General features: G+C 69.6%; 17 protein-coding genes. 12 read left to right on the top strand and 5 right to left on the bottom strand.

The genetic code is table 11. The features are described from left to right. Positions 1-26 precede the first annotated feature (26 nt). Positions 27-1,205: a thiolase family protein gene (locus tag AB0N59_RS05860; protein WP_363480071.1), complete on the top strand. Its 1,179-nt coding sequence runs from the start codon at positions 27-29 to the stop codon at positions 1,203-1,205. Positions 1,206-1,260: 55 nt separating this feature from the next. Here AB0N59_RS05860 and AB0N59_RS05865 read toward each other — a convergent pair whose 3' ends face one another. Continuing rightward, a complete protein-coding gene (locus AB0N59_RS05865; RefSeq protein ID WP_363480074.1) occupies positions 1,261-2,250 on the bottom strand; it encodes a hypothetical protein in 990 nt (329 codons plus the stop codon). Between the two features lie 487 nt (positions 2,251-2,737). Here AB0N59_RS05865 and pulA point away from each other — a divergent pair, with 487 nt between their 5' ends. After that, positions 2,738-8,464 carry a pullulanase-type alpha-1,6-glucosidase gene (gene pulA / locus AB0N59_RS05870; RefSeq protein ID WP_363480077.1) on the top strand — a complete coding sequence of 1,909 codons (5,727 nt, stop codon included), beginning with the start codon at positions 2,738-2,740 and terminating at the stop codon, positions 8,462-8,464. Positions 8,465-8,537: 73 nt separating this feature from the next. Here the strand turns inward: pulA and AB0N59_RS05875 are convergent, their stop codons facing one another. Beyond that, positions 8,538-11,315 carry an immune inhibitor A domain-containing protein gene (locus tag AB0N59_RS05875; RefSeq protein ID WP_363480080.1) on the bottom strand — a complete coding sequence of 926 codons (2,778 nt, stop codon included), beginning with the start codon at positions 11,313-11,315 and terminating at the stop codon, positions 8,538-8,540. Between the two features lie 285 nt (positions 11,316-11,600). Between AB0N59_RS05875 and AB0N59_RS05880 the strand changes: the two genes are divergently transcribed. The 5 genes from AB0N59_RS05880 to AB0N59_RS05900 all read left to right on the top strand — a co-directional run bounded on the left by AB0N59_RS05880 (position 11,601) and on the right by AB0N59_RS05900 (position 16,593). Then, positions 11,601-13,103, top strand: a complete 1,503-nt coding sequence (locus AB0N59_RS05880) for a CoA-acylating methylmalonate-semialdehyde dehydrogenase (RefSeq protein ID WP_363480083.1) — start codon at positions 11,601-11,603, stop codon at positions 13,101-13,103. 30 nt (positions 13,104-13,133) lie between these two features. Next, positions 13,134-14,324 carry an acyl-CoA dehydrogenase family protein gene (locus AB0N59_RS05885; RefSeq protein ID WP_363480086.1) on the top strand — a complete coding sequence of 397 codons (1,191 nt, stop codon included), beginning with the start codon at positions 13,134-13,136 and terminating at the stop codon, positions 14,322-14,324. Beyond that, positions 14,321-15,208, top strand: coding sequence for a 3-hydroxyisobutyrate dehydrogenase (gene mmsB / locus AB0N59_RS05890; protein ID WP_363480089.1), 888 nt, complete (start codon positions 14,321-14,323; stop codon positions 15,206-15,208). Before AB0N59_RS05885 ends, mmsB begins: the two co-directional genes overlap by 4 nt. Before the next feature lie 162 nt (positions 15,209-15,370). Further along, a complete protein-coding gene (locus AB0N59_RS05895) occupies positions 15,371-16,147 on the top strand; it encodes an enoyl-CoA hydratase-related protein (protein ID WP_363480092.1) in 777 nt (258 codons plus the stop codon). Next, positions 16,144-16,593, top strand: coding sequence for a putative immunity protein (locus AB0N59_RS05900; RefSeq protein ID WP_363480095.1), 450 nt, complete (start codon positions 16,144-16,146; stop codon positions 16,591-16,593). Before AB0N59_RS05895 ends, AB0N59_RS05900 begins: the two co-directional genes overlap by 4 nt. A gap of 85 nt (positions 16,594-16,678) precedes the next feature. On the opposite strand, the gene AB0N59_RS05905 is transcribed toward AB0N59_RS05900, so the two are convergent. Next, a complete protein-coding gene (locus AB0N59_RS05905; protein ID WP_363480098.1) occupies positions 16,679-17,128 on the bottom strand; it encodes a YdeI/OmpD-associated family protein in 450 nt (149 codons plus the stop codon). Positions 17,129-17,229: 101 nt separating this feature from the next. Continuing rightward, positions 17,230-17,766 (bottom strand): MarR family transcriptional regulator, encoded by a 537-nt coding sequence (locus AB0N59_RS05910; RefSeq protein WP_363480101.1) that lies wholly within the window; start codon positions 17,764-17,766, stop codon positions 17,230-17,232. 116 nt (positions 17,767-17,882) lie between these two features. Between AB0N59_RS05910 and AB0N59_RS05915 the strand changes: the two genes are divergently transcribed. The 5 genes from AB0N59_RS05915 to pntB all read left to right on the top strand — a co-directional run bounded on the left by AB0N59_RS05915 (position 17,883) and on the right by pntB (position 24,563). Continuing rightward, on the top strand, positions 17,883-18,659 hold the full coding sequence (locus AB0N59_RS05915; RefSeq protein WP_363480104.1) for an electron transfer flavoprotein subunit beta/FixA family protein: 777 nt from the start codon (positions 17,883-17,885) through the stop codon (positions 18,657-18,659). 1 nt (position 18,660) lies between these two features. Next, a complete protein-coding gene (locus AB0N59_RS05920; RefSeq protein ID WP_363480107.1) occupies positions 18,661-19,632 on the top strand; it encodes an electron transfer flavoprotein subunit alpha/FixB family protein in 972 nt (323 codons plus the stop codon). A 5-nt stretch (positions 19,633-19,637) separates the two neighbouring features. Continuing rightward, entirely contained in the window at positions 19,638-21,386 is a 1,749-nt protein-coding gene (locus AB0N59_RS05925) for a cytochrome b/b6 domain-containing protein (RefSeq protein WP_363480110.1), read from the top strand. A 238-nt stretch (positions 21,387-21,624) separates the two neighbouring features. Next, complete coding sequence (locus AB0N59_RS05930) at positions 21,625-23,166, top strand: Re/Si-specific NAD(P)(+) transhydrogenase subunit alpha (RefSeq protein WP_363480113.1); 1,542 nt, start codon at positions 21,625-21,627, stop codon at positions 23,164-23,166. After that, a complete protein-coding gene (pntB, locus tag AB0N59_RS05935) occupies positions 23,163-24,563 on the top strand; it encodes a Re/Si-specific NAD(P)(+) transhydrogenase subunit beta (protein ID WP_363480116.1) in 1,401 nt (466 codons plus the stop codon). Before AB0N59_RS05930 ends, pntB begins: the two co-directional genes overlap by 4 nt. Before the next feature lie 117 nt (positions 24,564-24,680). Here pntB and AB0N59_RS05940 read toward each other — a convergent pair whose 3' ends face one another. Then, positions 24,681-25,190 (bottom strand): GNAT family N-acetyltransferase, encoded by a 510-nt coding sequence (locus tag AB0N59_RS05940; RefSeq protein WP_363480119.1) that lies wholly within the window; start codon positions 25,188-25,190, stop codon positions 24,681-24,683. Between the last annotated feature and the right edge of the window lie 87 nt (positions 25,191-25,277).

Consider the following 25,277-nt stretch of genomic DNA (forward strand, 5'->3'; position numbering starts at 1 on the left):
CCGGCGGAACGCGCGAGGATGGAGTCATGAGCAGCGAAGCCGTGATCGTCGATGTCGTCCGCACCCCGGTCGGGCGCGGCAAGCCGGGCGGGATGCTGTCTGGCGTGCATCCTGTGGATCTCGCGGCGGGCGTGCTGCAGAGCATCCTCGAGCGCAACGGGCTCGAGTCCGGCCAGATCGATGACGTGCTGCTCGGCTGCGTGAGCCAGGTCGGCGACCAGGCGATGAACATCGCTCGCCAGGCCGTGCTCGCCGCCGGGTTCGACGAGACCGTTCCGGCGACGACCATCGACCGCCAGTGCGGGTCGAGCCAGCAGGCCGTGCACTTCGCCGCGGCCGGCATCGCGGCCGGCGAGAGCGACATCGTGATCGTCGGGGGAGTGGAGTCGATGAGCCGCGTGCCGCTCGGCGCGTCGGCAGCCGGCGGGTCGCCCCTGTCGCCCCGGCTGCGCGAGCGCTATCCCGATGGCCTGGTGAACCAGGGCGTGAGCGCCGAGCTGATCGCGCAGCGCTGGGGCTTCGACCGCGCTCGGCTCGACGCGTTCGCCGCCGAGTCGCACGCCCGCGCAGCGCGGGCCTGGCGCGACGGCTTCTTCGACCGCACGGTCGTGGCGGTGCCCGAGGCGCCGGATGCCCGGATCGACGAGACGGTGCGCGAGGGCACCACGGTCGACAGGCTCGCGGGGCTTCCGGCATCGTTCCGCACCGACGCCCTCGCCGCACGCTTCCCTGAGATCGAGTGGGCGATCACGCCGGGCAACTCCTCGCCGCTCACCGACGGGGCATCGGCCGCGCTGATGATGAGCGCCGATCGCGCCGAGCAGCTCGGCCTCACTCCGCGGGCGCGCATCGTCGCGCTCGATGTGATCGGCGACGACCCGCTGCTCATGCTCACCGGCCCCATTCCCGCAACGCGCCGCGTGCTCGAACGCGCCGGCCTCACCATCGACGACCTCGACGCCTATGAGGTCAACGAGGCGTTCGCCTCGGTGCCGCTCGCCTGGTCCGCAGAGCTCGGCGCCGACCCGGCGAAGCTGAACCCGCGCGGGGGCGCGATCGCCCTGGGTCATGCGCTGGGCTCGTCGGGGACCCGCCTGCTCGGCACCCTGCTCGACCACCTCGAGGCGATCGACGGACGCCTCGGACTGCAGACCATGTGCGAGGGCGGCGGCATGGCGAACGCACTCATCGTCGAGCGCCCCTGACCTCGTTCGAATCGCTCATATTGCGGCCAACCGGCGGTGATTGCGGCCATTTGTGCTACTCGAACGCCGTGTGAAGGGCCGCTGACACCCGACGGATGAGCTCTTCCGGGCGGCGCAGCAGGGGAGCGGTGACTTCGATCACGGTCCAGCCGGCGGCACGCAGCGCGGCGAGCCGCTCCACGTCGGCAGCCCACGTCGCGCCGTGCAGCATCCCCATGTACTCGATCGCGACGCGCTGCTCGGGATACGCCAGATCGACGCATGCGATGAACCGCCCGCGGTCGTCATGCACGTCGACGTTGAGCTCGGGTTCTGCAACTCCTGCGGTCACCAGGATGACGCGGACGTGCGACTCGCGCGGCGACCAGGCATCCTCGCGAATGAGGTCCAGCGCTTCGCGCAGGCGGGCGGCCCCGCGCCGGCGCCCCGCAGCGAGGAACTCACGCAGTTCCTCCACCGTCGCCAGCGGAGCTCGGCCGACATTGCGACGTCCGTGCCCTGCGCGCCAGCGACGGCAGAAGAAGTCGCCGAGCGCGACGAGGTCACGTGTGGGCAGTGCTCCCAGCGACACCCAGGTCGCGGCCGGAGAGGTCACCCGCAGGCCGTCGTGCATCGCGACCGCCGTGAGGCTCTGCAGGGTCCGGTGCCCGACAACGCCTGTGGCCCGGGGAAAGGGAACGAACCCGGAAGCGCTCACGTGCAGAGGCAGCTCGGCGCCTTCGATCACCTCTCCGTCGAGGTCCATGTCGAGCGGCAGCGGTGCTCCCCAGATCGATGCGGCCGTCTGGTGGCTGAAGAAGTGCCCGGTGTGGAGCCGCGCCGAGTAGATGCGGGCCTGTGCGACGCGGGCCGCGCGCTGTCGCTGGTAAGGGTCGGCGTCGTCCGCGGCATGCTGGAGGGGACCAGCGGCGTCCTTTCGCAGCCGAACCCCGTGGAAGGGTGCGATGAGATCGGCCCGGCGAAGTCGTCCTCGGCTCACTCCGTGCAGTCGAGCGGTGCCGACCGAGAACAGCTCGCCGAACTGATCGATGTCTTCGGTGTTCACGCCCACACCGTACGCATCCCCAGCGAGCCGCCCTGGGTTATCCACAGCCCCGCGTGGCATTCGAGCCGCTTGAATGGCAGCCAGTCCGGCCGCCGAGCTGCAAAGTGAGCGATTCGAACTGGGAGCAGCCCCGGCACCGAGACGAAGGAGACCCCCGCCGACCCGATTCGGCGGGGGTCTCGCGGTCTCAGACCGCGGTGGGAGCGGCTCGCTCACCACGGCGCGGCGGTGGCAGGCACCCGATCCGGTCAAGCTCTGTCGCCGCGCACAGTCAGTTCTACGCGGCGCAGGTGACAGCGAGGTGAACAGCGCCCCAACCCTCGGTGCGGGTGCTGAAAGCGCTTGCGTCAGAGAGCAAGAGTTCGGTTCTGAGAGGCCGAGATTCCCGCATCCGGATGCTGGAAGCGCTTGCAGAACGATGCAACGGGCTGTTACCTTCACTCCACAGCCACCGGCGCGCCGCCGCGCCCTTCCTGACGGAGTCCCTGTGTCGAAGAAGACCTCTCTACGCCGTACCGCCCTGCTCGCGACCGCCGCGCTCGTGGCATCCGGTCTGTCATCGTTCGGGGCCCTCGCGGCGCCGGCCGCCGCCGCCGACCGCACCGTCGCCCTCGTCGGCGATCTGCAGTCCGAGCTCGGCTGCACCGCCGACTGGGCGCCCGACTGCGCCGCGACCGAGCTCGCGCCGACCGGGGCCGAGGGCATCTACTCAGCCGCGTTCGAGGTGCCGGCAGGCAGCTACGAGTACAAGGTCGCGCTCGACGACAGCTGGGACGAGGCCTATGGTCTCGACGGGGGCGGAGACAACATCCCGCTGACCGTCGCCGGACCCGCCACCCTGCGCTTCACCTTCGATGCAGGCCTGAAGCGCGTCGGCGTCGCGGTCGAGGACCTGCGCCAGGGCTACTCCTCAGACGACGACGCGCTCATCGAGAAGCCGGTGCGGCAGCCCGGGTCCGACGAGCAGTTCTACTTCGTGATGACCGACCGTTTCACCAACGGCGACTCGTCGAACGACACCGGCGGCATCGAGGGCGACCGTCTCTCGACCGGATTCGACCCGGCGAACAAGGGCTTCTTCCAGGGCGGCGACATCGCGGGGCTGCACGAGAGGCTCGACTACATCGAGGGCCTCGGCACGACGGCCATCTGGCTCACCCCGAGCTTCGCCAACAAGCCCGTGCAGGGCACGGGCGACAATGCGAGCGCGGGCTATCACGGCTACTGGGTCACCGACTTCACGCGCATCGACCCGCACCTGGGCACCAATGCCGAGCTCGAGGCGCTCATCGCCGATGCGCATGAGCGCGGCATCAAGGTGTACTTCGACATCATCACCAACCACACCGCCGACGTGATCGACTACAGCGAGAAGCAGTACTCGTACATCGATCAGGCGACCGAGCCGTACAAGACGGCCGACGGCGCGGCGTTCGACCCGGCCGAGTACGCGGGCAGCGACGGCTTCCCGGCTCTCGACCCCGCAACGAGCTTCCCGTACACGCCCGTGATCGCCGAGGCCGAGAAGACGGCGAAGACGCCCGACTGGCTCAACGACCCCACGCTGTACCACAACCGCGGAAACTCGACCTGGTCGGGCGAATCCGTCACCTACGGCGACTTCGACGGGCTCGATGACCTGATGACAGAGCACCCGACCGTCGTGAACGGCTTCGTGCAGGTGTACCAGGATTGGATCGACCTCGGCATCGACGGGTTCCGCATCGACACGGTCAAGCACGTGAACTTCGAGTTCTGGCAGGCCTGGACCAAGGAGGTGCTCGACTACGCCCACGCGAAGGGCGACGACGAGTTCTTCATGTTCGGCGAGGTGTACGACGCCGACCCGGTCAAGCTCGCGCCGTATGTGCGCGACACCGACATGAACTCGGTGCTTGACTTCACCTTCCAGTCGTCGGCGGTCAGCTACGCGTCGGGCAACTCGGCGAAGGGCCTGCAGACCCTGTTCGCCGGCGATGACCGCTACACCACCCCCGACTCGAGTGCGACGGCCCTGCCGACCTTCCTCGGAAACCACGACATGGGCCGGGTGGGCTCCTTCCTGCAGCGGACGGATGCTCCGCTGCAGCGCACCGAGCTCGCGAACGAGCTCATGTTCCTCACCCGTGGTCAGCCGGTCGTGTATTACGGCGACGAGCAGGGCTTCGCCGGTGCGGGCGGCGACAAGGACGCCCGTCAGACGCTCTTCGCCACCCAGGTCGACGAGTACGCGAACCAGGATCTGATCACCGGCGAGAAGGCGGGATCCGTCGACCGCTACGGCACCGACGCCCCGCTCTACGAGCACATCGCCTCGCTCTCGGCGCTGCGCGAGGCGCACCCCGCCCTGCGCGACGGTGCTCAGATCGAGCGCCATGCGGCGTCGGGCGCAGGCGTCTACGCCTTCTCGCGCGTCGACGCCGATGAGAAGGTCGAGTACCTGGTCGCGGTCAACAACGCGACCTCCGCGCAGACCGTCGACCTCACGACCCTCACCGCCGACGCCTCGTACGCCGTGCTGTACGGCGACGGCAAGCCGGTGACGACGGATGCCGGCGCCGCGACGAGCGTCACGGTGCCCGCCCTCTCGGCCGTGGTGTGGAAGGCGGATGGCACGGTCACCGCCCCGGCCGAGGCCGCGCCCGTGACGATCGCCGCACCCACTCCGGGTGCCGGCCTCAGCGGACAGTCGCCTGTTCAGGCCGGCATCGCCGACCAGTGGGCGCAGACGAGCTTCGCGTGGCGCATCGTCGGGTCCGACGAGTGGCACGCGCTCGGCACCGCCGAAGACACCGAGCCGCGCGTGTACCACGACATCCGCGGGCTGAAGAAGGGAACGCTGGTCGAGTACCGCGCCGTGACGACGGATGCCACGGGCGGCCACGCCGCCGCATCCACCTACGCCTCGGTCGGCAACCAGGTGTCGCTCGCCGCCGACGAGCAGCCCGAGTCGCCCATCGAGATGGTGACCGTGCCCGGCAGCCTGAACTCGGAGATGGGCTGCGCCGGCGACTGGGATCCGGCCTGTGAGAAGGCGAAGCTGACCCTGCGCGCCGACGGCGTGTGGGCGGGCACCTTCGATCTGCCCGCCGGCGACTACGAGTACAAGGCCGCCATCGACGGCAGCTGGGCGATCAACTACGGGGCGAACGGCGTGCCGGACGGGCCGAACGTCACCGTCTCGCACAAGGGCGGGCCGATCTCGTTCTACTTCGACCCCCGCACGAACATCGTGCAGTCGAGCTCGGAAGGGCCGATCGTGACCCTGCCCGGCTCGCTGCAGGAAGAGCTCGGCTGCGCAGGCGACTGGATGCCGGACTGCCTCGCGACGCTGATGGCCGACGGCGACCGAGACGGGGTGTACGAGTTCTCGACCTCGTCGCTGCCCACGGGCGCCTACGAGCTGAAGGTCGCGCACGGACTCAGCTGGGCCGAGAACTACGGAGCCGGCGGGGCGAGGGACGGCGCGAACATCTCGTTCAGCGCCACCGAGGGCAAGGTGACCTCGTTCCGGTACACGCTGGCGACGCACGTGCTCGAGGTCACGGCAGACGACGCGCCGCTGCCCGGCACGGGCGAGCTGCGCGCGCACTGGATCGACGAGACCACCATCGCGTGGCCGGCCGACCTCGGCTCGACCGATCGTGCCGCGTACGAGCTGTACGCCTCCGCAGACGCATCGGTGAAGGTCGCCGACGCAGAGGTGACCGGCGCTGAGCCGATCGCGCTCGAGCAGATCGACGGCGGACTCACCGATGCGCAGAAGAAGCGCTTCCCCGCGCTCGCCGGGTACCTCGCGCTGCGGGTGCCGGATGCCGACGCCGCGGTCCTTCTGAAGGGTCAGCTGGCCGTGGCGCAGCGTGACACGGCCGGTGCGCTCACCGCCTTCACGGGTGTGCAGATCGCGGGCGTGCTCGACGACCTCTACGCCGACGAGGTGCAGAAGCAGACGCTCGGCGTGACGTTCGCGGGCGTCAACCCGACCTTCCGCCTGTGGGCGCCGACGGCGCAGAGCGCGACGCTGCTCACCTGGGACGCGGGGGCGGGCGCCGACGCGGAGCCCACGCGTCACAAGGCCGCGTACGACCGGGCATCCGGCGTCTGGACGGTCAAGGGCAAGAAGGCCCTGAAGAACGACGAGTACCTGTGGGAGGTCGCCGTCTACGCCCCGACCACGGGCAGGATCGAGACCAACCGCGTCACCGACCCGTACTCGGTCGCCCTCACCGAGAACTCCGCGCGCTCCGTCGCCGTGGACCTCACTGACAAGGCGTTCCAGCCCAAGGACTGGCGCAAGACGAAGGCGCCCGTGGTCGACCGGCCCGTCGACCGCGCGATCTACGAGCTGCACATCCGCGACTTCTCGATCGGCGACACGAGCGTGCCCGCCGCTGAGCGCGGCACGTATCTCGCCTTCACCCGCGACGGCGCAGGGGCGAAGCAGCTGCGTCAGCTCGCGGGTGCCGGGATCAACACGGTGCATCTGCTCCCCTCGTTCGATATCGCCACGATCGAGGAGAACCGCGACAAGCAGGCGACGCCGGCTTGCGACCTCGGCTCGTACGGCCCGGCCGACACCGCGCAGCAGGCGTGCGTGTCGGCGATCGCCGGCGATGACGGCTTCAACTGGGGCTACGACCCGTACCACTACTCGGCCCCCGAGGGGTCGTACGCGGTGAACCCCGAGGGCGGGGCGCGGGTCGCGGAGTTCCGCTCGATGGTCGGGGCGCTGCACGGCATGGGCCTGCAGGTCGTGCTCGACCAGGTCTTCAACCACACCGCCGCCTCGGGCCAGGGCGACCGCTCTGTGCTCGATCGCGTCGTTCCCGGCTACTACCACCGCCTGAACGCGGCAGGCGCCGTCGAGACCTCGACCTGCTGCCAGAACGTGGCGACCGAGAACGAGGTCGCGCAGAAGCTCATGGTCGACTCGGTCGTCACCTGGGCGCGGCACTACAAGGTCGACGGATTCCGGTTCGACCTCATGGGCCACCACTCGGTGGGCAACATGCTCGCTGTGCGCACGGCGCTCGACGCGCTCACCCTCGACGAGGACGGCGTCGACGGCAAGCGCGTCTATCTCTACGGCGAAGGCTGGAACTTCGGCGAGGTCGCGAACAACGCGCTGTTCGAGCAGGCCGTGCAGGGTCAGCTCGGCGGCACGGGCATCGGCACGTTCAACGACCGGCTGCGCGATGCCGTGCACGGCGGCAGCCCGGTGGACGGCTCGTCGACGTTCCGTCAGGGCTTCGGCACCGGACTCGGCACGGACCCGAACGGCGACCCGATCAACGGCAGCACTCCGCAGGCGCTCGCCGACCTCGGGCACGAGACCGATCTCGTCAAGCTGGGCCTCGCGGGCAACCTGCGCGACTTCGCCTTCACGACCAGCGATGGCAAGGTCACCTCGGGCGACGACATCGACTACCGCGGCTCCCGCGCAGGGTACGCCGACGAACCCGACGAGGTCATCAACTACGTCGACGCGCACGACAACGAGACGCTCTACGACCTGTCGGTCTTCAAGCTGCCGGTCGGCACCTCGATGGCAGACCGCGTGCGCATGAACACGCTGTCGCTCGCCACGGTGACGCTGTCGCAGTCGCCGTCGTTCTGGCACGCGGGCACCGAGCTGCTGCGCTCGAAGTCGCTCGACCGCAACAGCTACGACTCCGGCGACTGGTTCAACCGCATCGACTGGACAGGCAAGGAGTCGACGTTCGGATCCGGTCTGCCGATGGCCGCCGACAACGAGGGCAAGTGGGGCGTGATGCGCCCGCTCCTTGAGAACCCCGCGCTCGAGCCGAAGGCGGCCGACATGGCCGCGGCCGAGGCATCCGCTCTCGACCTCCTGCGCGTGCGCAACGAGGTGGATCTGCTGCGGCTGGGCTCGGCGAAGCTGATCGAGCAGAAGGTCACCTTCCCGAACGGGGGAGCGGATGCCGCGCCCGGCGTCATCGTGATGCAGATCGACGACCTCGTGGGTGCCGACGTCGATCCCGCTCTCGACGGCGCGCTCGTGGTGTTCAACGCCTCACCGGATGCCGTCGCGCAGACGGTCGACGGTCTTGCGGGCCGCTCGTTCGCGCTGACGCGGGCCCAGGCCAAGGGTGCCGATGCGATCGTGAAGAAGACGACGTGGGATGCCGCGACCGGCACCGTCACCGTGCCCGCCCGCACGGTCGCCGTCCTGGTCGACGCGCAGGGACGCTGACGCCCTCAGCGCACGCGAAAGCGCCGGTCACCCGAGGGTGACCGGCGCTTCCGGTCGAGCGATCAGTCCGCGATCACTGCGCCGCGGGCGGCGTGACCGAGATGAGCGCTGCGGTGTTGCCCTGCATCGCCTTCTTCACGCTGATCACGGTGCCGTAGCCGACCCCGTCGTCAGCGGGGTTGCCGCTGCCGAGCAGGGTGTTGCCCAGGTCGAGACCGTAGAGGGCGGTGGCGGGCGAGCCGTCCGCGTTCACCACGCGAGTGGAGTACGGGGCGTCGCCGACCGACGGCACGACGACCGAGGCGTCACGCAGGCGGTAGTACAGCTGGCCGTCGCGGACCTCGATGCCGGGCACCCAGCCCTTGTCGTCGGTGAACGTGCTCACCGGCGGCTGCGGGGCCAGCGTGGTGCAGGCCTCGTTGTAGTTCTCGTCGACCGAGCAGTCCTTGAACGAGTACGTCGGCTGCAGACCGAACGCGGCGTTCGACGACTGGGCGCGGCTGGAGATGTTCTTCAGCGGCGACGGGTCCATCGCGGCCTGCGCGCCGGTGCGGCGCAGCGGGTCGAAGTGGCTGTCGACGAGCAGCAGGCCGCCCTTCGCGCCCCAGCTCGGCAGAGCCGTGTGGTTGGACGCGACGTGGTTGGTGTCGCCGTAGGTGGTGTCGCGGTACCAGACGAGCGCACCAGGTGCGTTGTACGGCACCTTCTCGACCTTCCAGGCCTCGTCGCTGTACACCGTGGTGTAGCCGTACTTCAGGCCCTCGTCGAAGCCGTCGAGGTTGCGCCACTCGACCAGGTAGTACTGCGCCTTGATCTGGGTGCCGCTGTCGTGGTGCCATCCGGCGCCGGTGGTGTCGGTCCACGTGCCGACCGCGGCGGTCCAGCCGTTGTCGCCGTTCTCGACGTCGTCGCTCCAGACGGTGTCAGCGCCGCTGGTCAGCGCGAAGTCGTCGGCGAACCAGCCGCGCTCCTCGAAGGCCGCGTCGGTCGCCTGACGCAGGCGCACCTGGATGCTCTGACCGGCGTACGCCGACAGGTCGATGTAGTCGTGACGCCATCCGTCGCTGGATCCGGTGAGGCCGTACTTCTTGCCGCCGAAGTCCTTCAGGCGCCCGTTGGGGTCGGAGTAGCCGTCGTCGGTCGAGACCAGCGCGCCGGCCTCGTCGTAGACCTTCTGCTCGCCCCACGTCTTGCCGCCGTCGGTCGAGACCTCGACGAAGCCGTAGTCCCAGTCCTCCTCGATGACGTAGTCGTTCCACATCCAGAACTTCGCGTTCGCGGGGACGCTGTCGATGCTGCGCGTGAGGGTGACGTCGGCCCAGCTCTGGTCTGCGCCGGAGTACCACATGTCGTCACCGCTGTGCGGGGTCGTCAGCACGATCTTCTTGTCGGGCAGGTTCACCTTGATGCCGTCCTCGGTGCCCTTCTTGGGGCGCGAGGTCTGACCCACCTTGATGGTGCGGGTGTCGTCGCCGGGGTTCACGACCTCGGGGTCGGCCCAGCCGAGCACCCACTTGTCCCAGAGGCCCATGTGGGTGGGCATCGACTGGAAGATGGGGCCGGAGTGCGAGCCCGAGCTCATCAGATCCCAGAAGTCGACGTCGGAGTTGCCGGCGTTCGACGTGTCGTACAGGTCGGGCAGACCGAGGTCGTGCCCGTACTCGTGGGCGAAGACGCCGACGCCCGAGTCCTCGGGCTGCACGATGTAGTTCGAGATCTTGAGGTCGGTGCCGGGGATCGTGGCGCCGCCGGCGACAGCCGACGAGTGCGCCCAGATCGCGTAGGTGCCCTCTTCGCCGCCGCCGCCGGACTTGTCGGCACCGGCGTGCACGAGCACGACGTGGTCGATCACGCCGTCGGGCTCGTTGACGTTGCCGTCGCCGTCACGGTCGCCCTGGTCTTCGATGTCGTAGTCGGCCCACGGGAAGTCGGGGTTCTGCGCCGCCACGGCCGCAACCGCGTCGATGGGCAGCTGGCCCGGTCCGAGCGGGTTGTCGGGGTGGCCCTGCATGTCCTGCATGGGGCCGGCCTCCCACTCGCCCTTGTCGTTCTTGTGGCAGACGGTCGCGCCGTAGTAGCCCTCGGAGTGGGGCACCTTGACCCATTCGGTGGCCTCGCCGCTGAGCGAGTAGGCGCCGCGCGACATCTCCTCGTACATGTTCTTCATGGTGTAGCCCGAGATGTCGAAGCCGGGCTTGCCGTCGGGGCCGGTGAGGTCGGTGCGCACGCGCTCGGTGATGCCCTCGTCGGTGAACAGCATCTTGTTGAAGTGCTCGCTCGAGAAGTCCGGCACCCACATCGAGTTGTTGTCGAGCTGCTCCGTGTCGGCGGGGTTCGGGATGTTGTTGTGCAGGGTCGGGCCCTGGACGCTGCCCGGCTTGCAGTCGGTCGCACCGAACTCCGTCGGCACGTACAGGTCGCTGAAGTCGTCGGTGCCGTCGAACTCGACGAGGATCGTGAGAAGCTTCGCCTGCTGCGTGCCCTTCGCCTTCTTCAGGGCCTTGGGGCTCTTGCCGGTCTTGATCGACTTCGCCTCGGTCTTGGCCAGCTGCGCCGCGGCCTTGGGGTTGCCCTGGGCGAACTTCTGGTCGTGGGCGGTGGCCTTCTCGATGGCCTTGCCGCTCACCGAGCGCTTCATCTGGCCCTTGGTGTTGGCGATCGGCGCATCCGCCGGAACCTCGACCATGTTGTCGGCTCGAGGCGCGACGTAGTTCATGTAGTACTCGTCAGAGCCGATCTGCGGCGCCGCCTGCGGGGCGCCGGTGTCGGGCGACGGTGCCGCGGTCGCGGTCGCTCCGCCGAAGGCCGTGAGGCCGGCGGCAGCGATCACGAACGCGGACGTCGCGGCCACGGCGCGTCGTCGCGCTGGGGCAGTCCGATGTGACATTGCTTCTCCCTTCGGACACCGTCGTGAAGGGATCTCGCGACGGTGCGAAATGAAGCGCCCCGGTCAGGGCGCACAGATAAGGGTTTACCTGTCGAATCGCTGAGAGGGAAGAGGAACCGCCGGAAAAGATTCGGCGATCGGATGCCTCGACGCGCCGTTCGATCAATTACTAGGAAGCCCTAGTAATTCCTCGGTGCTCCGCCTATCCTGGTCACAGTGCCAAAGAAGGTGCAGAGGAGTGTCAGCACAATGACCCGAATGATCCCCCATTTCGTAGGCGGAAAGCACGTCGAATCCGCCGGCGGCCGCGTCGCCGACGTCTTCGAGCCCAGCACGGGCGCCGTGCAGGCCCGCGTGCCTCTCGCCACCACCGACGAGGTGCGAGCGGCGATCGACGTCGCCGAGGCCGCGCAGCCGGAGTGGGCGGCGACCAACCCGCAGAAGCGCGCCCGCGTGCTCATGCGCTTCGTCGATCTCGTGAACCGCGACATGGACGAGATCGCGCGCCTGCTCTCGAGCGAGCACGGCAAGACCTTCGAAGACGCCAAGGGTGACGTGCAGCGCGGACTCGAGGTCATCGAGTTCTGCATCGGTGCTCCGCATCTGCTCAAGGGCGAGTTCTCGACCGGCGTCGGCGCGGGCATCGACGTCTACTCGATGCGCCAGCCGCTCGGCGTGGTCGCCGGCATCACCCCGTTCAACTTCCCGGCGATGATCCCGCTGTGGAAGGCGGGCCCCGCCATCGCATCCGGCAACACCTACGTCCTCAAGCCGAGCGAGCGCGACCCCTCGGTTCCCGTCAAGCTCGCCGAGCTGTTCCTCGAGGCCGGTCTGCCCGCCGGCGTCTTCAACGTCGTGCACGGCGACAAGGAGGCGGTGGACGCCCTCATCACCGATCCGCGCATCCAGGCCGTGGGCTTCGTGGGATCCACCCCGATCGCCGAGTACATCTACACGACGGCGATCGCGAACGGCAAGCGCGCGCAGTGCTTCGGCGGTGCCAAGAACCACCTCATCGTGATGCCCGACGCCGATCTCGACCAGGTCGCCGACGCCCTCATGGGCGCCGGCTTCGGCTCGGCGGGCGAGCGCTGCATGGCGATCTCGGTGGCGGTGCCGGTGGGGGAGGAGACGGCGGATGCCCTTGCCGCCAAGCTCACCGAGCGCGTCGCCGAGCTGAAGGTGGGCCCCTCGCTGTCCGAGGGCGTGGACTACGGGCCGCTCGTCACCCGCGATGCCGTGAACCGGGTCACGGGGTACATCGAGCAGGGTCTCGACGAGGGCGCGACACTGCTCGCCGACGGGCGCGGCTTCACGGTCGAGGGCCACGAAGAGGGCTTCTACCTCGGGCCCACCCTGTTCGACCACGTCACCACCGACATGGCGATCTACCGCGAGGAGATCTTCGGACCCGTGCTCGTGATCGCACGCGCCGCGGATTACGAAGAGGCGCTGGCGATGGCATCCGACCACGAATACGGCAACGGCGTCTCGATCTTCACGCGCGACGGCGACGCCGCCCGCGACTTCACCGCCCGGGTGAACGTCGGCATGGTCGGCGTCAACGTGCCGATCCCCGTGCCGATCGCGTACTTCACCTTCGGCGGCTGGAAGCGCAGCGGATTCGGCGACCTCAACCAGCACGGCACCGACGCGTTCCGCTTCTACACGAAGACGAAGACGGTCACGAGCCGCTGGCCATCGCACGGGGTGCGAGACGGAGCGAGCTTCGTCATCCCCACCATGAACTAGTCCGCGACCGATCGCTCAGGAATCAGAACGATGACCATGATGACCACCACCGTCACCGCCGAGGAACGAGAGGCGATCCTCGACGCCGTGCGCGAGTTCGCCGAGATCGAGCTCGCCCCCTACGCCGCCGAGCGCGACGAGAAGCACATCTTCCCCCGGGAGTCGCTGCACCGCGGCGGCGAGCTCGGACTGGGCGGCATCTACGTCGGCGAGGAGTTCGGCGGCACCGGGCTCGCCCGCGTCGACACCGTCGCGATCTTCGAGGAGCTGGCGAAGGGCGACCCTGCGGTCGCCGCGTACATCTCGATCCACAACATGGTGGCGTGGATGATCGACACCTACGGCGACGAGGCTCAGCGCGGTCAGTGGCTGCCCGCGCTGACCGCCATGCAGCAGTTCGGCGGCTACTGCCTCACCGAGCCGGGAGCGGGGTCGGATGCCGCGAACATCGCCACCAGCGCGACCCGCGACGGCGACGACTTCGTGCTCACCGGCGTCAAGCAGTTCATCTCGGGCGCAGGAGAAGCCGGGGTGTACGTGGTGATGGCGCGCACGGGCGACGCCGGTTCGGGCGCCAGGGGCATCAGCGCGTTCCTCGTGCCCGGCGACGCCGACGGCCTCAGCTTCGGCGCCCCCGAGAAGAAGATGGGCTGGCATGCGCAGCCCACCAGGCAGGTCATCTTCGACGGCGTGCGGGTTCCGGCCTCGGCGATGCTCGGCGACGAGGGTCGCGGTTTCGCCATCGCGATGTCGGCCCTCAACGGCGGCCGGCTGAACATCGCGGCGTGCTCGCTGGGCGGCGCGCAGTGGGCGCTCGAGAAGGCCGTGCAGTACGTGCACGAGCGCGTCGCCTTCGGCGAGCCGCTCGCCGAGAAGCAGTCGATCCTGTTCGCGATCGCCGACATGCGCACCGAGCTGCAGGCCGCTCGGCTGATGGTGCAGGACGGCGCGCGGGCGGTCGACGAGAAGGCTCCGGATGCCACGATGCGCTGCGCGATGGCGAAGCGGTTCGCCACGGACGCGGGCTTCGAGGTCGCCAACAGGGCCCTTCAGCTGCACGGCGGCTACGGCTACCTTCAGGACTACGGAGTGGAGAGGGTCGTGCGCGACCTGCGCGTGCACCAGATCCTGGAAGGGACGAACGAGATCATGCGACTCATCGTCGGGCGCGAGATGCTGCGCCCAGCCGGATCGGCCTCGATGCGGAGCGCCGCATCATGACGCGCATCGCCTTCCTTGGCCTCGGTCACATGGGCCTGCCCATGGCCGTCAACCTCGTGAAGGCCGGGCACGATGTGCACGGCTTCGATGTCGTGCCGGCCGCGATCGACGCGGCCAGGGCCGCCGGCATCCCGGTCGCCGCCAACGGTGCGGAGGCGGTGGCGGATGCCGAGGTCGTGATCACCATGTTCCCGGCCGGCAAGCACGTGATCAGCGCATACCAGGACGAGCTGCTCGCCGCGGCCGCGCCCGGAACGCTGTTCATCGAGTCGTCGACCATCGCGGTCGATGAGGCCCGCACCGCCCACGAGCTCGCGCTCGCGGCCGGGCATCGCAATGTCGACGCCCCGGTCTCGGGCGGCGTCGTCGGCGCCGAGAACGGCACTCTGGCCTTCATGGTCGGCGGGTCGGACGAGGACTTCGCGGCGGCGCTGCCGCTGCTGGAGGCGATGGGCAAGCGCATCGTGCACTGCGGCGGACCGGGCCTCGGCCAGGCCGCCAAGGTGTGCAACAACATGGTGCTGGCCGTCTCGCAGATCGCCGTCGCCGAGGCGTTCGTCCTGGGCGAGCGGCTCGGGCTCGAGCATCAGGCGCTCTTCGACGTCGTGTCACAGGCATCCGGTCAGTGCTGGTCGATCACGACCAACTGCCCCGTTCCGGGGCCGGTGCCCACGAGCCCGGCCAACCGCGACTACCAGCCCGGTTTCGCTGGAGCCCTCATGGCGAAAGACCTGGGTCTTGCGCTGCAGGCGATCGAGCAGACGGGAACGGATGCCAGGATGGGCCGCCTCGCGCAGCAGCTCTACGCCGCGTTCGCCGAGGGCGACGGGGCGGGGCGCGACTTCTCGGGCATCATCACCGATATCCGCGAGGGCACTGTGTGACAGCCATGTCGCGCCGCTGAGCCTTCATCCCCGTGGCCCTCTCGGCCGTCCCGTCACCGGCGAGGCACCGCGCGGGCCACGCGCACGCGGAGCGCCAGCGTCGTCGCGACAGGCGAACTGAGATACTGGAGGAGCCGCAGTGGGGCGGCGGAGGGAGCATCCATGACCGAGTACGAGACGATCCTCGTCGAACAGCGAGGACGGGTGGGCTGGATCACCCTCAACCGGCCGCAGGCCCTGAACGCCCTGAACGGCCAGGTCTCCGAGGAGGTCGCGGCAGCGGCATCCGCCTTCGACGCCGACGACAGCGTCGGCGCCATCGTGGTGACCGGGTCCGAGCGCGCGTTCGCCGCCGGAGCCGACATCAAGGAGATGGAGTCGAAGACCGGTGCCGAGATGCTCGACACCGACCACTTCGGCGCCTGGACCCGCTTCGCCGTGGTCAGGACCCCCGTGATCGCCGCGGTGTCGGGCTACGCGCTCGGCGGCGGCTGCGAGCTCGCGATGATGTGCGACATCATCCTCGCCGCCGACACGGCCACGTTCGGTCAGCCCGAGATCAACCTCGGCGTGGTGCCGGGCATGGGTGGAACGCAGCGGCTCATCCGCGCGGTCGGCTACTACAAGGCCGCCGAGCTCATCCTGTCGGGCCGCCTGATCAAGGCCGATGAGGCCGAGCGCATCGGACTCGTCTCGCGCGTCGTGCCCGCAGCCGACCTGATCGATGAGGCCACCCGGCTCGCCGAGACGATCGCCGAGAAGTCGCTGCCGTCGCTGTATGCGGCGAAGGCGACCCTGGATGCCGCGATGGAGACCACGCTCGAAGCGGGTCTCGCCGTCGAGAAGCAGCAGTTCGCCGCCCTGTTCGACACCGCGGACCAGAAGGAGGGGATGGCCGCGTTCCGCGAGAAGCGCCCCCCTCATTTCCAGCACCGATGAGCGCCGCCATGCGACCGCTGCCCGACGATGCCGACCTGACCCTCTCAGAAGACGACCGCCGCGAGCTCGTGCAGTGGACGGTGGCGTGCGCCGAGCGGATGCTCCCCCTGTTCCTCGCCGAGCGTCCGCACGACTCCCGGCCCCGCGAGGCGCTCGACGCCGCCCAGGCGTTTCTGCGCGGCGAGCTCGGCATAGACGAGGTGCGCGAGACCGCTTTCGCCTGCCATGCCGCGGCGCGGGAGTCGACCGACCCGAACGCGATCGCCGCGGCGCGGGTGTGCGGACAGGCCGCGGCCGTCGCGCACATGGCCGGGCACGCCCGCCAGGTTCCGCGGTACACGGCCAAGGCGTTTCCCGGAGACCGATCGCGTCGCGATGAAGAGCTCGCCTGGCAGCGCATGCGCGTGCCCGAGCGGTTCGAGCACTACGTGTACGAGGGGGACTGAGGCTCCTCCGCTTCGAATCGCTCACCTTGCACCGCAGAAGCCGTTCTGGCCGCCAGGTGAGCGATTCGAACGCAGAGTTGCCGGCTCAGAGGGCTGTGCGCAGGTCGGCGAGCGCCTTCTCGAGGCGGCGCTGACGCGTGGCATCCTGCTTGGCGTCGGCGATCGACCGCGCGATCTCCTTGCGGCGGGTGAACGACAGGGCGTCGAAGGCGGCGCGGGCCACCGGGTCGGCCTCCAGCGCGGCGGCGAGCACGTCGGGAACGTCGACGGTGCGCTCCTCGGCATCCGGAGTGATGATCGCCTCGAACTCGTCACCCAGCTCGACGCCCATCTCGGCGCGCACCGCCTTGCTGAAGCCGATGAGGTTCTTCCCGCCCATGCGGGCGAGGCGCAGCCGGGCGGTGCGATCGCCGATGGTGACGACCACCGGGAAGGCCTTGGCGCTGCTGAGGGCGGCGACCTGATCGTCGTCGAGCACGATCGCGCCGGCCGGACCCATCGGCTCGAGAACCGTGCTCAGTCGGAGTTCGCTCATGCCGGTCATCTTATGAGCCGGCGTGAGTCAGCGCTTCGAATCGCTCGAATTGCCGTTTCTCGGCCCGAGCGGCTGCCAGGTGAGCGATTCGAAGGCGGGCATCAGAGCGGATCCGGAAGCGGACGCGGGTCGGTGAAGTCGCCGGCGTTCTTGCGCAGGCGGGCGACGATTCCGACGAGGGATGCCGCATCGTCGGCATCCAGCCCTGGCGACGAGAACACCTCGGTGTTCAGCGCCGCCGTCGCGCGCTCGACGAGGTCGCGGCCCGAGTCGGTGAGGGTGAGGAGCGCCGCCCGACCGTCGTGCGGATGCGGGTCGCGGCGCACCAGACCGTCGCGCACCAGACGCTCAGCCGTGCTCGTCACGCTCGTCGCATGCACCTGCAGGCGGGCCACGACGCTCGACAGCGGCAGCGTGCCGGTGCGGCTGAAGGCGAGCAGACGCAGCACCTCGTAGCGGGCGAACGTCACCTGGAACGGTTTCAGGGCGGCATCCACCCGAGCGAGCAGCAGCTGCTGCGCCCGCATCACGGACGTGACCACGGCCATACCCTCGGCCGCATCCGTCCAGCCGTGCGCGAGCCACTGCCGTTTCGCCTCGGCGAGCGGGTCGATCGGAAGAGGGCGGGGACGGGCCATGGATCAACGGTATCGGCAAGCGCGCCCGAACGGCTTCGGGACTCAGTATCATATGAGGTGAGACCTGATTCCAGAGGAGCGCGCGGGTAGGATCGAACCTGCGTGAGGGAGGTTCAATGAAGATCTACGTCCTGGTGAAGGAAGTGCCCGACACCTACGGTGACCGCAAGCTCGACCTGGAGACGGGTCTGGCGGATCGAGGGGCCGGTGACGTCGTCCTCGACGAGATCACCGAGCGCGCACTCGAGGTCGCTCTGTCGTACGCCGACAAGAACCCCGGCACCGAGGTGGTCAGCCTCTCGATGGCGCCCGAGACGGCCACGGCATCCGTCCGCCGCTCGCTCGCGATCGGTGCGGCATCCGCCGTGCACGTCGTCGACGAAGAGCTGCGCGGAGCCGACCTCACCCTCACGGCAGAGGTGCTCGCCGCTGCGATCCGCCGCGGAGAGCCCGACCTGGTCATCACCGGAAACCTGTCGACCGACGGCTCGGGCGGAGTCATCCCCGCGATGCTCGCCGAGCACCTCGGCTACGCCCAGGCCACCGCGCTGAGCGCGGTCGAGATCGGCGACGGGCAGCTCACGGGCACCCGCACCGGCGACGCCGGCACGCAGGATGTCACCGTGCCGCTTCCGGCTGTCATCTCGATCACCGAGGCGCTTCCGGATGCCCGGTTCCCCAACTTCAAGGGCATCATGGCCGCGAAGAAGAAGCCGCTCGAGGTGCTCTCGCTGGCCGACCTCGGCGTCTCGGCCGACCCGGCCCTCGCGCCCCGCACGATCATGACGACCGTGGCGGAGAAGCCCCCGCGCGCCGCCGGAGTCAAGATCACCGACGAGGGCGACGCCGCGGCGCAGCTCGTCGAGTTCCTCGCGCAGAACAGGCTGGTGTGACATGGCGTATCCCGAGAAGTCGATCCTCGTCCTCGTCGACGTCGACCCGTCCGGCGACGCGGCGAGCAGCACCGCCGCTCTCATCGGCGCCGCCTCGACCGTCGGAGCCCCCGTGGCGCTGATCGTCGGCGGCAGCCAGGCGGCCGCCGACGCGGCAGCTGCGGCCGGCGCACAGGTCGTGCTCACCGCTGCCGGTGACGCCTCGTCGCTCACCGTGCCGGTGGTCGACGCCCTGCAGGCGGCGTATCGCCAGGTGCAGCCGGATGCCGTGCTCATCTCGAACTCGATCGCCGGGCGCGATGCCGCCGGGCGCTTCGCGGTGCGCGAGAAGCTCGCGCTGTCGGTCGATGCGATCGGCGTCTCCCGCGACGACGAGGGCGTCACGGCACAGCACTCCGTCTACGGCGGCTCGTACCTCACCGACTCCGCACCGACCTTCGGCGCACCCGTGATCACGGTGCGCCAGGGCGCGGTCGACGCGCGCGCCGAGGCCGTCGCCTCGCCCGTGGTCGAAGAGCTGTCGGTCACGGCATCCGGAGCCCCGGCCGCCACCGCCGGCGAGATCGCGGCCGAGGAGAAGACCTCGTCCCGTCCCGATCTCCGCGGAGCCACCCGAGTGGTCTCGGGCGGGCGCGGGCTCGGCTCGAAGGAGAAGTTCGTGCTCGTCGAGCAGCTCGCCGACGCCCTCGGGGCTGCGGTCGGCGCCTCGCGCGCCGCGGTCGACGCCGGGTACATCCCCTACGCCCACCAGGTCGGCCAGACCGGAGTCTCGGTCTCGCCGCAGCTGTACGTCGCGCTCGGGATCTCGGGTGCCATCCAGCACCGCGCGGGCATGCAGACGGCCAAGACGATCGTCGCGATCAACAAGGACGGCGACGCACCGATCTTCGACGTCGCCGACTTCGGCATCGTCGGGGACGTGTTCACCGTCGTGCCGCAGCTGATCGAGGCGCTCGAAGCCCGGAAGAAGTGATCGCCATGGCCGGATCGATCCGTCGAGGCCTTCCGCGCGTGAAGGGCGGCGAGCCGTGGCCTCCTGCAACGGAGATCGAGGCATCCGTCGCGGTCGTTGAGGCGCCGGTCGCGGAGGCGCCGAGTGCACCGGATGCCGTCGAGAACACTGCTTCTTCGCGCGACGAGGTGGTGCAGTCGGCGGCAACCGGTGCTGTCGCCGCCGCTCCCGCCGCGTCGACCGCGGATGCCCCAGCGCCCGCCGCGGTGAGCCTGCGGCGCGGGCTTCCTCGTGTGGCCGGCGGCGAGCCCTGGCCGCTCGCGGACGCCGCGGCCGTGGCATCCGCGCCTGCCGCGCCCGCCGAGGCCTCGAGCGCACCGGTTGTCGCCGAGAACACCACTTCCCCGCGCGAGGAAGTGGTGCAGTCGGCAGCAAGTGGTGCATTCGGCGCGCCGGTGGCGACCCCCGCCGCGACGGATGCCGGTGGCGCTGTGCGCCGCGGCCTGCCCCGCGTCGCCGGAGGGGAGCCGTGGCCCCCGGCGGGCACCGTTCCCACGATCGCCGACGGTGACGCGGCCGCAACCGCCGAGGTCACCGGGACCGCGCCGGTCGCAGGGGGCGCAGCGTCCCCGGCCACCGAGGTCGCGGCGCCCGCCGCATCCCCACTCGCCCCGGTCGCCGCGAACGCTGAGGCCCAGGCCGCTCAGGTCGCTGCCACCACAGAAGCACCCGCCACGCACGACGTCGCGGTCGCCGCGGCATCCGCGCCCGACGTGTCGACGCCCCTCCCGTACCCGCGCACGGTGTGGCAGGGGCGTGCACCACGGCATGCGGCCGAACCGCTGCCCGAGCCCTCGCCGCTGCGGCCGACGTGGCCGCAGGCCATCGGCGGGCTGCTGGGGCTGGCATCCCTCGGTCTGCTGGCCGTCGCCGCGGTCTTCCTCGTCCGCACCTTCCTCAGCACCCCGGCCATGCAGGACTTCCTCGCCACGTACCCGGGCGAGTACCACCCGGCCGTCGAGGTCGAGCCGGGATTCGCCCCCTGGGCGAACTGGGCCCACTTCTTCAACATGTTCCTGATGGTGCTGATCATCCGCTCGGGCCTGCGCGTGCGCAGCGAGAAGCGGCCGACGGTGTTCTGGACTCCGCGTCGCGACAGCAAGGGCAAGATCAGCCTGACGCTGTGGTTCCACCAGGCGCTCGATCTGCTGTGGATCATCAACGGCGTCATCTTCGTGGTGCTGCTGTTCACCACCGGCCACTGGGCGCGCATCGTGCCCACGAGCTGGGAGGTCTTCCCGAACGCGCTCTCGGCCGGTCTGCAGTACGTCTCGTTCGACTGGCCGACCGACAACGGCTGGGTCAACTACAACAGCCTGCAGCAGCTCGCGTACTTCGCGACCGTGTTCATCGCGGCCCCGCTCGCGATCGTCACGGGGTTCCGCATGTCGGGGCTGTGGCCGAAGAAGGCCGAGAAGCTGTCGAAGGCGTACCCGGTCGAGTGGGCGCGGACGCTGCACTTCCCCGTGATGCTCTACTTCGTGGCCTTCATCATCGTGCACGTCGCGCTGGTGTTCCTGACCGGGATGCTGCGCAACCTCAACCACATGTTCGCCGCGCAGGGATCGGTCGACGGCGTCGAGTACGCCGCGAACTGGACGGGCTTCTGGGTGTTCGTGCTCGCCGTCGCGGTGATCGCCGCCGGCTGGTTCGCCGCGCGCCCGCTCGTGCTCGCTCCGATCGCGAAGCTGTTCGGGCAGGTCTCCGGTCGCTGATCCGGCATCCTCGCCCCGTTGGGCATCCTCGCCCCCTTTGATCCCCGTGGCTCAGAGGGGGCGAGGGCGTTCAGAGGGGGCGACGAGGCCCGGAGCGCTGCGACGGACGCGCGGGGTTTCGCCCTGCGGCAAGAACGCTCATTCTTGAGGCGTCATCTGGCCGTCATGCGTTCGTTTCCTTCGCCTCGCTCAGTAACCTGAGCGAACCGGCGAGGATGCCGGGCGGAAAGGGATCGCGATGACGCGGATCGGAATCGTGCAGGAGCAGCCGGACGAGGCGCGGGTCGCCGCGACCCCGGCGACCGTGCAGACGTTGATGAAGCTGGGCCACGACGTGGTCGTCGAACAGGGCGCGGGGGCGCGCTCGTCGTACCCGGATGAGGCGTACGCCGACGCCGGGGCGCGCATCGTGCCGCCCGATGAGGCGTGGGCGAGCGAGGTGGTGCTGAAGGTCAACCCGCCGACGGATGCCGAGATCGCCCACCTCGCGGACGGCGCGACGCTCATCGGCCTGCTGTCGCCCGCCCTTCGGCCCGAGCTCGTCGCATCCCTCGCACAGCGCGGCATCACGGCGCTCGCGCTCGACGCCGTGCCGCGCATCTCGCGCGCGCAGTCGATGGACGTGCTCAGCTCGATGGCGAACATCGCCGGATACCGCGCGGTCGTCGAGGCCGCCCACGAGTTCGGGCGCTTCTTCACCGGTCAGGTGACGGCGGCGGGCAAGGTGCCGCCGGCGAAGGTGCTCATCGCGGGTGCCGGTGTCGCGGGGCTGGCCGCGATCGGCGCGGCATCGAGCCTCGGCGCGATCGTGCGAGCCACCGACCCCCGTCCCGAGGTCGCCGATCAGGTGCGCTCGGTCGGCGGCACGTACCTCGCCGTCGACGTGCAGGTCGAGAAGTCGACCGACGGCTACGCGAAGGCGACGAGCGCCGACTACGACCGCCGCGCCGCCGAGATCTACACCGAGCAGGCGGCCGACGTCGACATCATCATCACCACGGCGCTGATCCCGGGGCGCGCGGCGCCGCGCCTGATCACCGCCGCCGATGTCGCGCTCATGAAGCCGGGCAGCGTCATCGTCGACATGGCGGCAGCACAGGGCGGCAACGTCGAGGGCTCGGTCGCCGGCGAGCGGGTGGTCACGGCGAACGGCGTGATCATCCTCGGATACACCGATCTCGCCTCGCGGCTCGCGACCCAGGCGTCCCAGCTGTACGGCACCAACGTGGCCAACCTCGTCGCCCTGCTCACGCCGAACAAGGACGGCGTGATCACGATCGACTTCGACGACGTCGTGCAGCGCTCGGTGACGGTCGTGCGCGACGGCGAGGTCACCTGGCCGCCGCCTGCGGTGCAGGTCGCGGCAGCGCCGGCGGCATCCGCTCCGAAGGCCGCACCCGCGCCCGTGCCCGAGAAGCAGCCGATGTCGGCGGCGAGGAAGGCGGGGCTCATCGTCGCGGGCATCGCGGCGCTGTTCCTCATGAACGCCTTCGCGCCCGCACCGCTGCCACAGCACTTCACGGTGCTCATGCTCTCGGTCGTGATCGGCTTCTACGTGATCGGCAAGGTGCACCACGCCCTGCACACCCCGCTCATGTCGGTCACCAACGCGATCTCGGGAGTGATCATCGTCGGCGCCATGCTGCAGATCACCGATTCGAACCCGCTCGTGCAGGTGATCGCCGCCGTGGCCGTGCTGGTCGCCAGCATCAACATCTTCGGCGGGTTCGCCGTGACGCGCCGAATGCTCGGCATGTTCCAGAAGGGCGGCAGCAGGTGACCGTCGACGCATTCGCCGCCGCCGCGTACATCGTCGCGGCCCTGCTGTTCATCCTCAGCCTCGCCGGTCTCAGCCGGCACGAATCCGCCCGCGCCGGCGTGATCTACGGCATCACAGGCATGACCATCGCGCTCGGCGCGACGCTGGCGCTCACGATGGCGGACGCCTGGGGAGAGCCGGGCGCGACCCTCGGGCTCAGCCTGCTCGCCGTGGGTGTGCTGATCGGCGCGGCCATCGGCCTGTGGCGCGCCAAGGTCGTGCAGATGACCGAGATGCCCGAGCTGATCGCCCTGCTGCACAGCTTCGTCGGCCTCGCCGCCGTGCTCGTCGGATGGAACGGGCACCTCGCGCACGCAGCGATCCCCGCCCAGCTGGTCGACATCCACAACGCCGAGGTCTTCATCGGCGTCTTCATCGGCGGTGTCACCTTCACCGGATCGATCGTCGCGTACCTGAAGCTGTCGGCGAAGATGTCGTCTCGCCCGCTCATGCTCCCGGGCAAGAATGTGCTGAACGTCGGGGCGCTGGCCGCCTTCGTCGCGCTCACCGTGTGGTTCGTGATCGATCCGCAGCTCTGGCTGCTCGTCGCCGTCACGGTGCTGGCGTTCGCGCTCGGCTGGCACCTGGTGGCCTCCATCGGCGGCGGCGACATGCCGGTCGTCGTCTCGATGCTGAACAGCTACTCGGGATGGGCGGCCGCGGCCGCCGGCTTCCTGCTGAACAACGACCTGCTGATCGTCACCGGCGCGCTGGTCGGATCGTCGGGTGCGTACCTGTCGTACATCATGTGCACGGCGATGAACCGGTCGTTCCTGTCGGTGATCGCCGGAGGCTTCGGGATCGTGGCGTCGACGGCATCAGACGACGAGCACGGCGAGCACCGCGAGATCACCGCCGACACCGCCGCCGCGATGCTCGAGAACGCGAGCAGCGTGATCATCACGCCCGGCTACGGCATGGCCGTCGCCCAGGCGCAGTACCCCGTCGCCGATCTGGTGGCTCGGCTGCGCGATCGGGGAGTGGAGGTGCGCTTCGGCATCCATCCGGTCGCCGGGCGCCTGCCTGGCCACATGAACGTGCTGCTGGCCGAGGCGAAGGTGCCGTACGACATCGTGCTCGGCATGGACGAGATCAACGACGACTTCGCGTCGACCTCGGTCGTGCTCGTGATCGGAGCGAACGACACCGTCAACCCCGCCGCCGCCGAGGATCCGGGAAGCCCCATCGCCGGGATGCCGGTGCTGCGCGTCTGGGAGGCCGAGAACGTCATCGTGTTCAAGCGCTCGATGGCCGCCGGGTACGCGGGCGTGCAGAACCCGCTGTTCTTCCGTGACAACGCGCAGATGCTGTTCGGCGACGCCAAGGAGCGGGTGGAGGACATCATCCGGGCGCTGTGAGGCGGCATCCGGATGCCTCTTCGCCGACACCCCTGCTCAACTGCCTCACCCCTGCTGATCCACGTGAATCAGCAGGGGTGAGGCAGTCAGGCAGGGGTGAGGACCGGGCCCGCGAGGTCAGGCGCGGACGAACCGCACTTCGGTGAGCGTCTCGCCCAGGAACGGCTCGGTGTGGCTCTCGCCGTCGAGCACGAATCCGTTGCGCTGATAGAAGCGGTGCGCACGCGGGTTGTCGTCGGCGACCCACAGGTAGCTCGGCTCGCCCTCGTAGACGGCCGCGTCGAAGAGCTTCTGACCGATGCCCGTGCCGTGGTACTGGTCGAGCAGGTAGATGAAGTAGAGCTCGCGCACAGCCGGTGCGTCCTTGTCGCGCGCGGGGCCCGAGCCGACGAAGCCGACGATCTCGCCGTCGACGAGAGCCGCGCTCATGCGGAAGTCGTCGCCCTGGCGGGCCCAGTTCGTCCAGAGCTCGGCCATGCGACGCGGCGAGATGCGCTCGAGCGCTGCCTTGCTGATCAGATGGTCGTAGGTCTCGTGCCAGCACTGGGCGTGCACGCGACCGAGGGCTTCCGCATCGACATCGCGGACGGGTCGGACGATGATCTCGGTATGGGCTTCGGTGCTCATGTGCGTGACTCTACGCGCCGCCGCCGCGCAGGTGAAATCCGCCGATGACACACAGAGTCGTATGTGGTGATCTGCCAATGAAGTTGG

The sequence above is a fragment of the Microbacterium sp. NPDC089321 genome (assembly GCF_040684935.1).
Taxonomy (GTDB): domain Bacteria; phylum Actinomycetota; class Actinomycetes; order Actinomycetales; family Microbacteriaceae; genus Microbacterium.

Excerpts from the sequence above, each read along its gene's own strand:
- AB0N59_RS05860 (WP_363480071.1), top strand. The coding sequence starts at position 27 with ATGAGCAGCGAAGCCGTGATCGTCGATGTCGTCCGCACCCCGGTCGGG.
- AB0N59_RS05880 (WP_363480083.1), top strand. The coding sequence starts at position 11,601 with ATGACCCGAATGATCCCCCATTTCGTAGGCGGAAAGCACGTCGAATCC.
- AB0N59_RS05885 (WP_363480086.1), top strand. The coding sequence starts at position 13,134 with ATGACCATGATGACCACCACCGTCACCGCCGAGGAACGAGAGGCGATC.
- mmsB (WP_363480089.1), top strand. The coding sequence starts at position 14,321 with ATGACGCGCATCGCCTTCCTTGGCCTCGGTCACATGGGCCTGCCCATG.
- AB0N59_RS05895 (WP_363480092.1), top strand. The coding sequence starts at position 15,371 with ATGACCGAGTACGAGACGATCCTCGTCGAACAGCGAGGACGGGTGGGC.
- AB0N59_RS05900 (WP_363480095.1), top strand. The coding sequence starts at position 16,144 with ATGAGCGCCGCCATGCGACCGCTGCCCGACGATGCCGACCTGACCCTC.
- AB0N59_RS05905 (WP_363480098.1), bottom strand. The coding sequence starts at position 17,128 with ATGAGCGAACTCCGACTGAGCACGGTTCTCGAGCCGATGGGTCCGGCC.
- AB0N59_RS05910 (WP_363480101.1), bottom strand. The coding sequence starts at position 17,766 with ATGGCCCGTCCCCGCCCTCTTCCGATCGACCCGCTCGCCGAGGCGAAA.
- AB0N59_RS05915 (WP_363480104.1), top strand. The coding sequence starts at position 17,883 with ATGAAGATCTACGTCCTGGTGAAGGAAGTGCCCGACACCTACGGTGAC.
- AB0N59_RS05920 (WP_363480107.1), top strand. The coding sequence starts at position 18,661 with ATGGCGTATCCCGAGAAGTCGATCCTCGTCCTCGTCGACGTCGACCCG.
- AB0N59_RS05925 (WP_363480110.1), top strand. The coding sequence starts at position 19,638 with ATGGCCGGATCGATCCGTCGAGGCCTTCCGCGCGTGAAGGGCGGCGAG.
- AB0N59_RS05930 (WP_363480113.1), top strand. The coding sequence starts at position 21,625 with ATGACGCGGATCGGAATCGTGCAGGAGCAGCCGGACGAGGCGCGGGTC.
- AB0N59_RS05940 (WP_363480119.1), bottom strand. The coding sequence starts at position 25,190 with ATGAGCACCGAAGCCCATACCGAGATCATCGTCCGACCCGTCCGCGAT.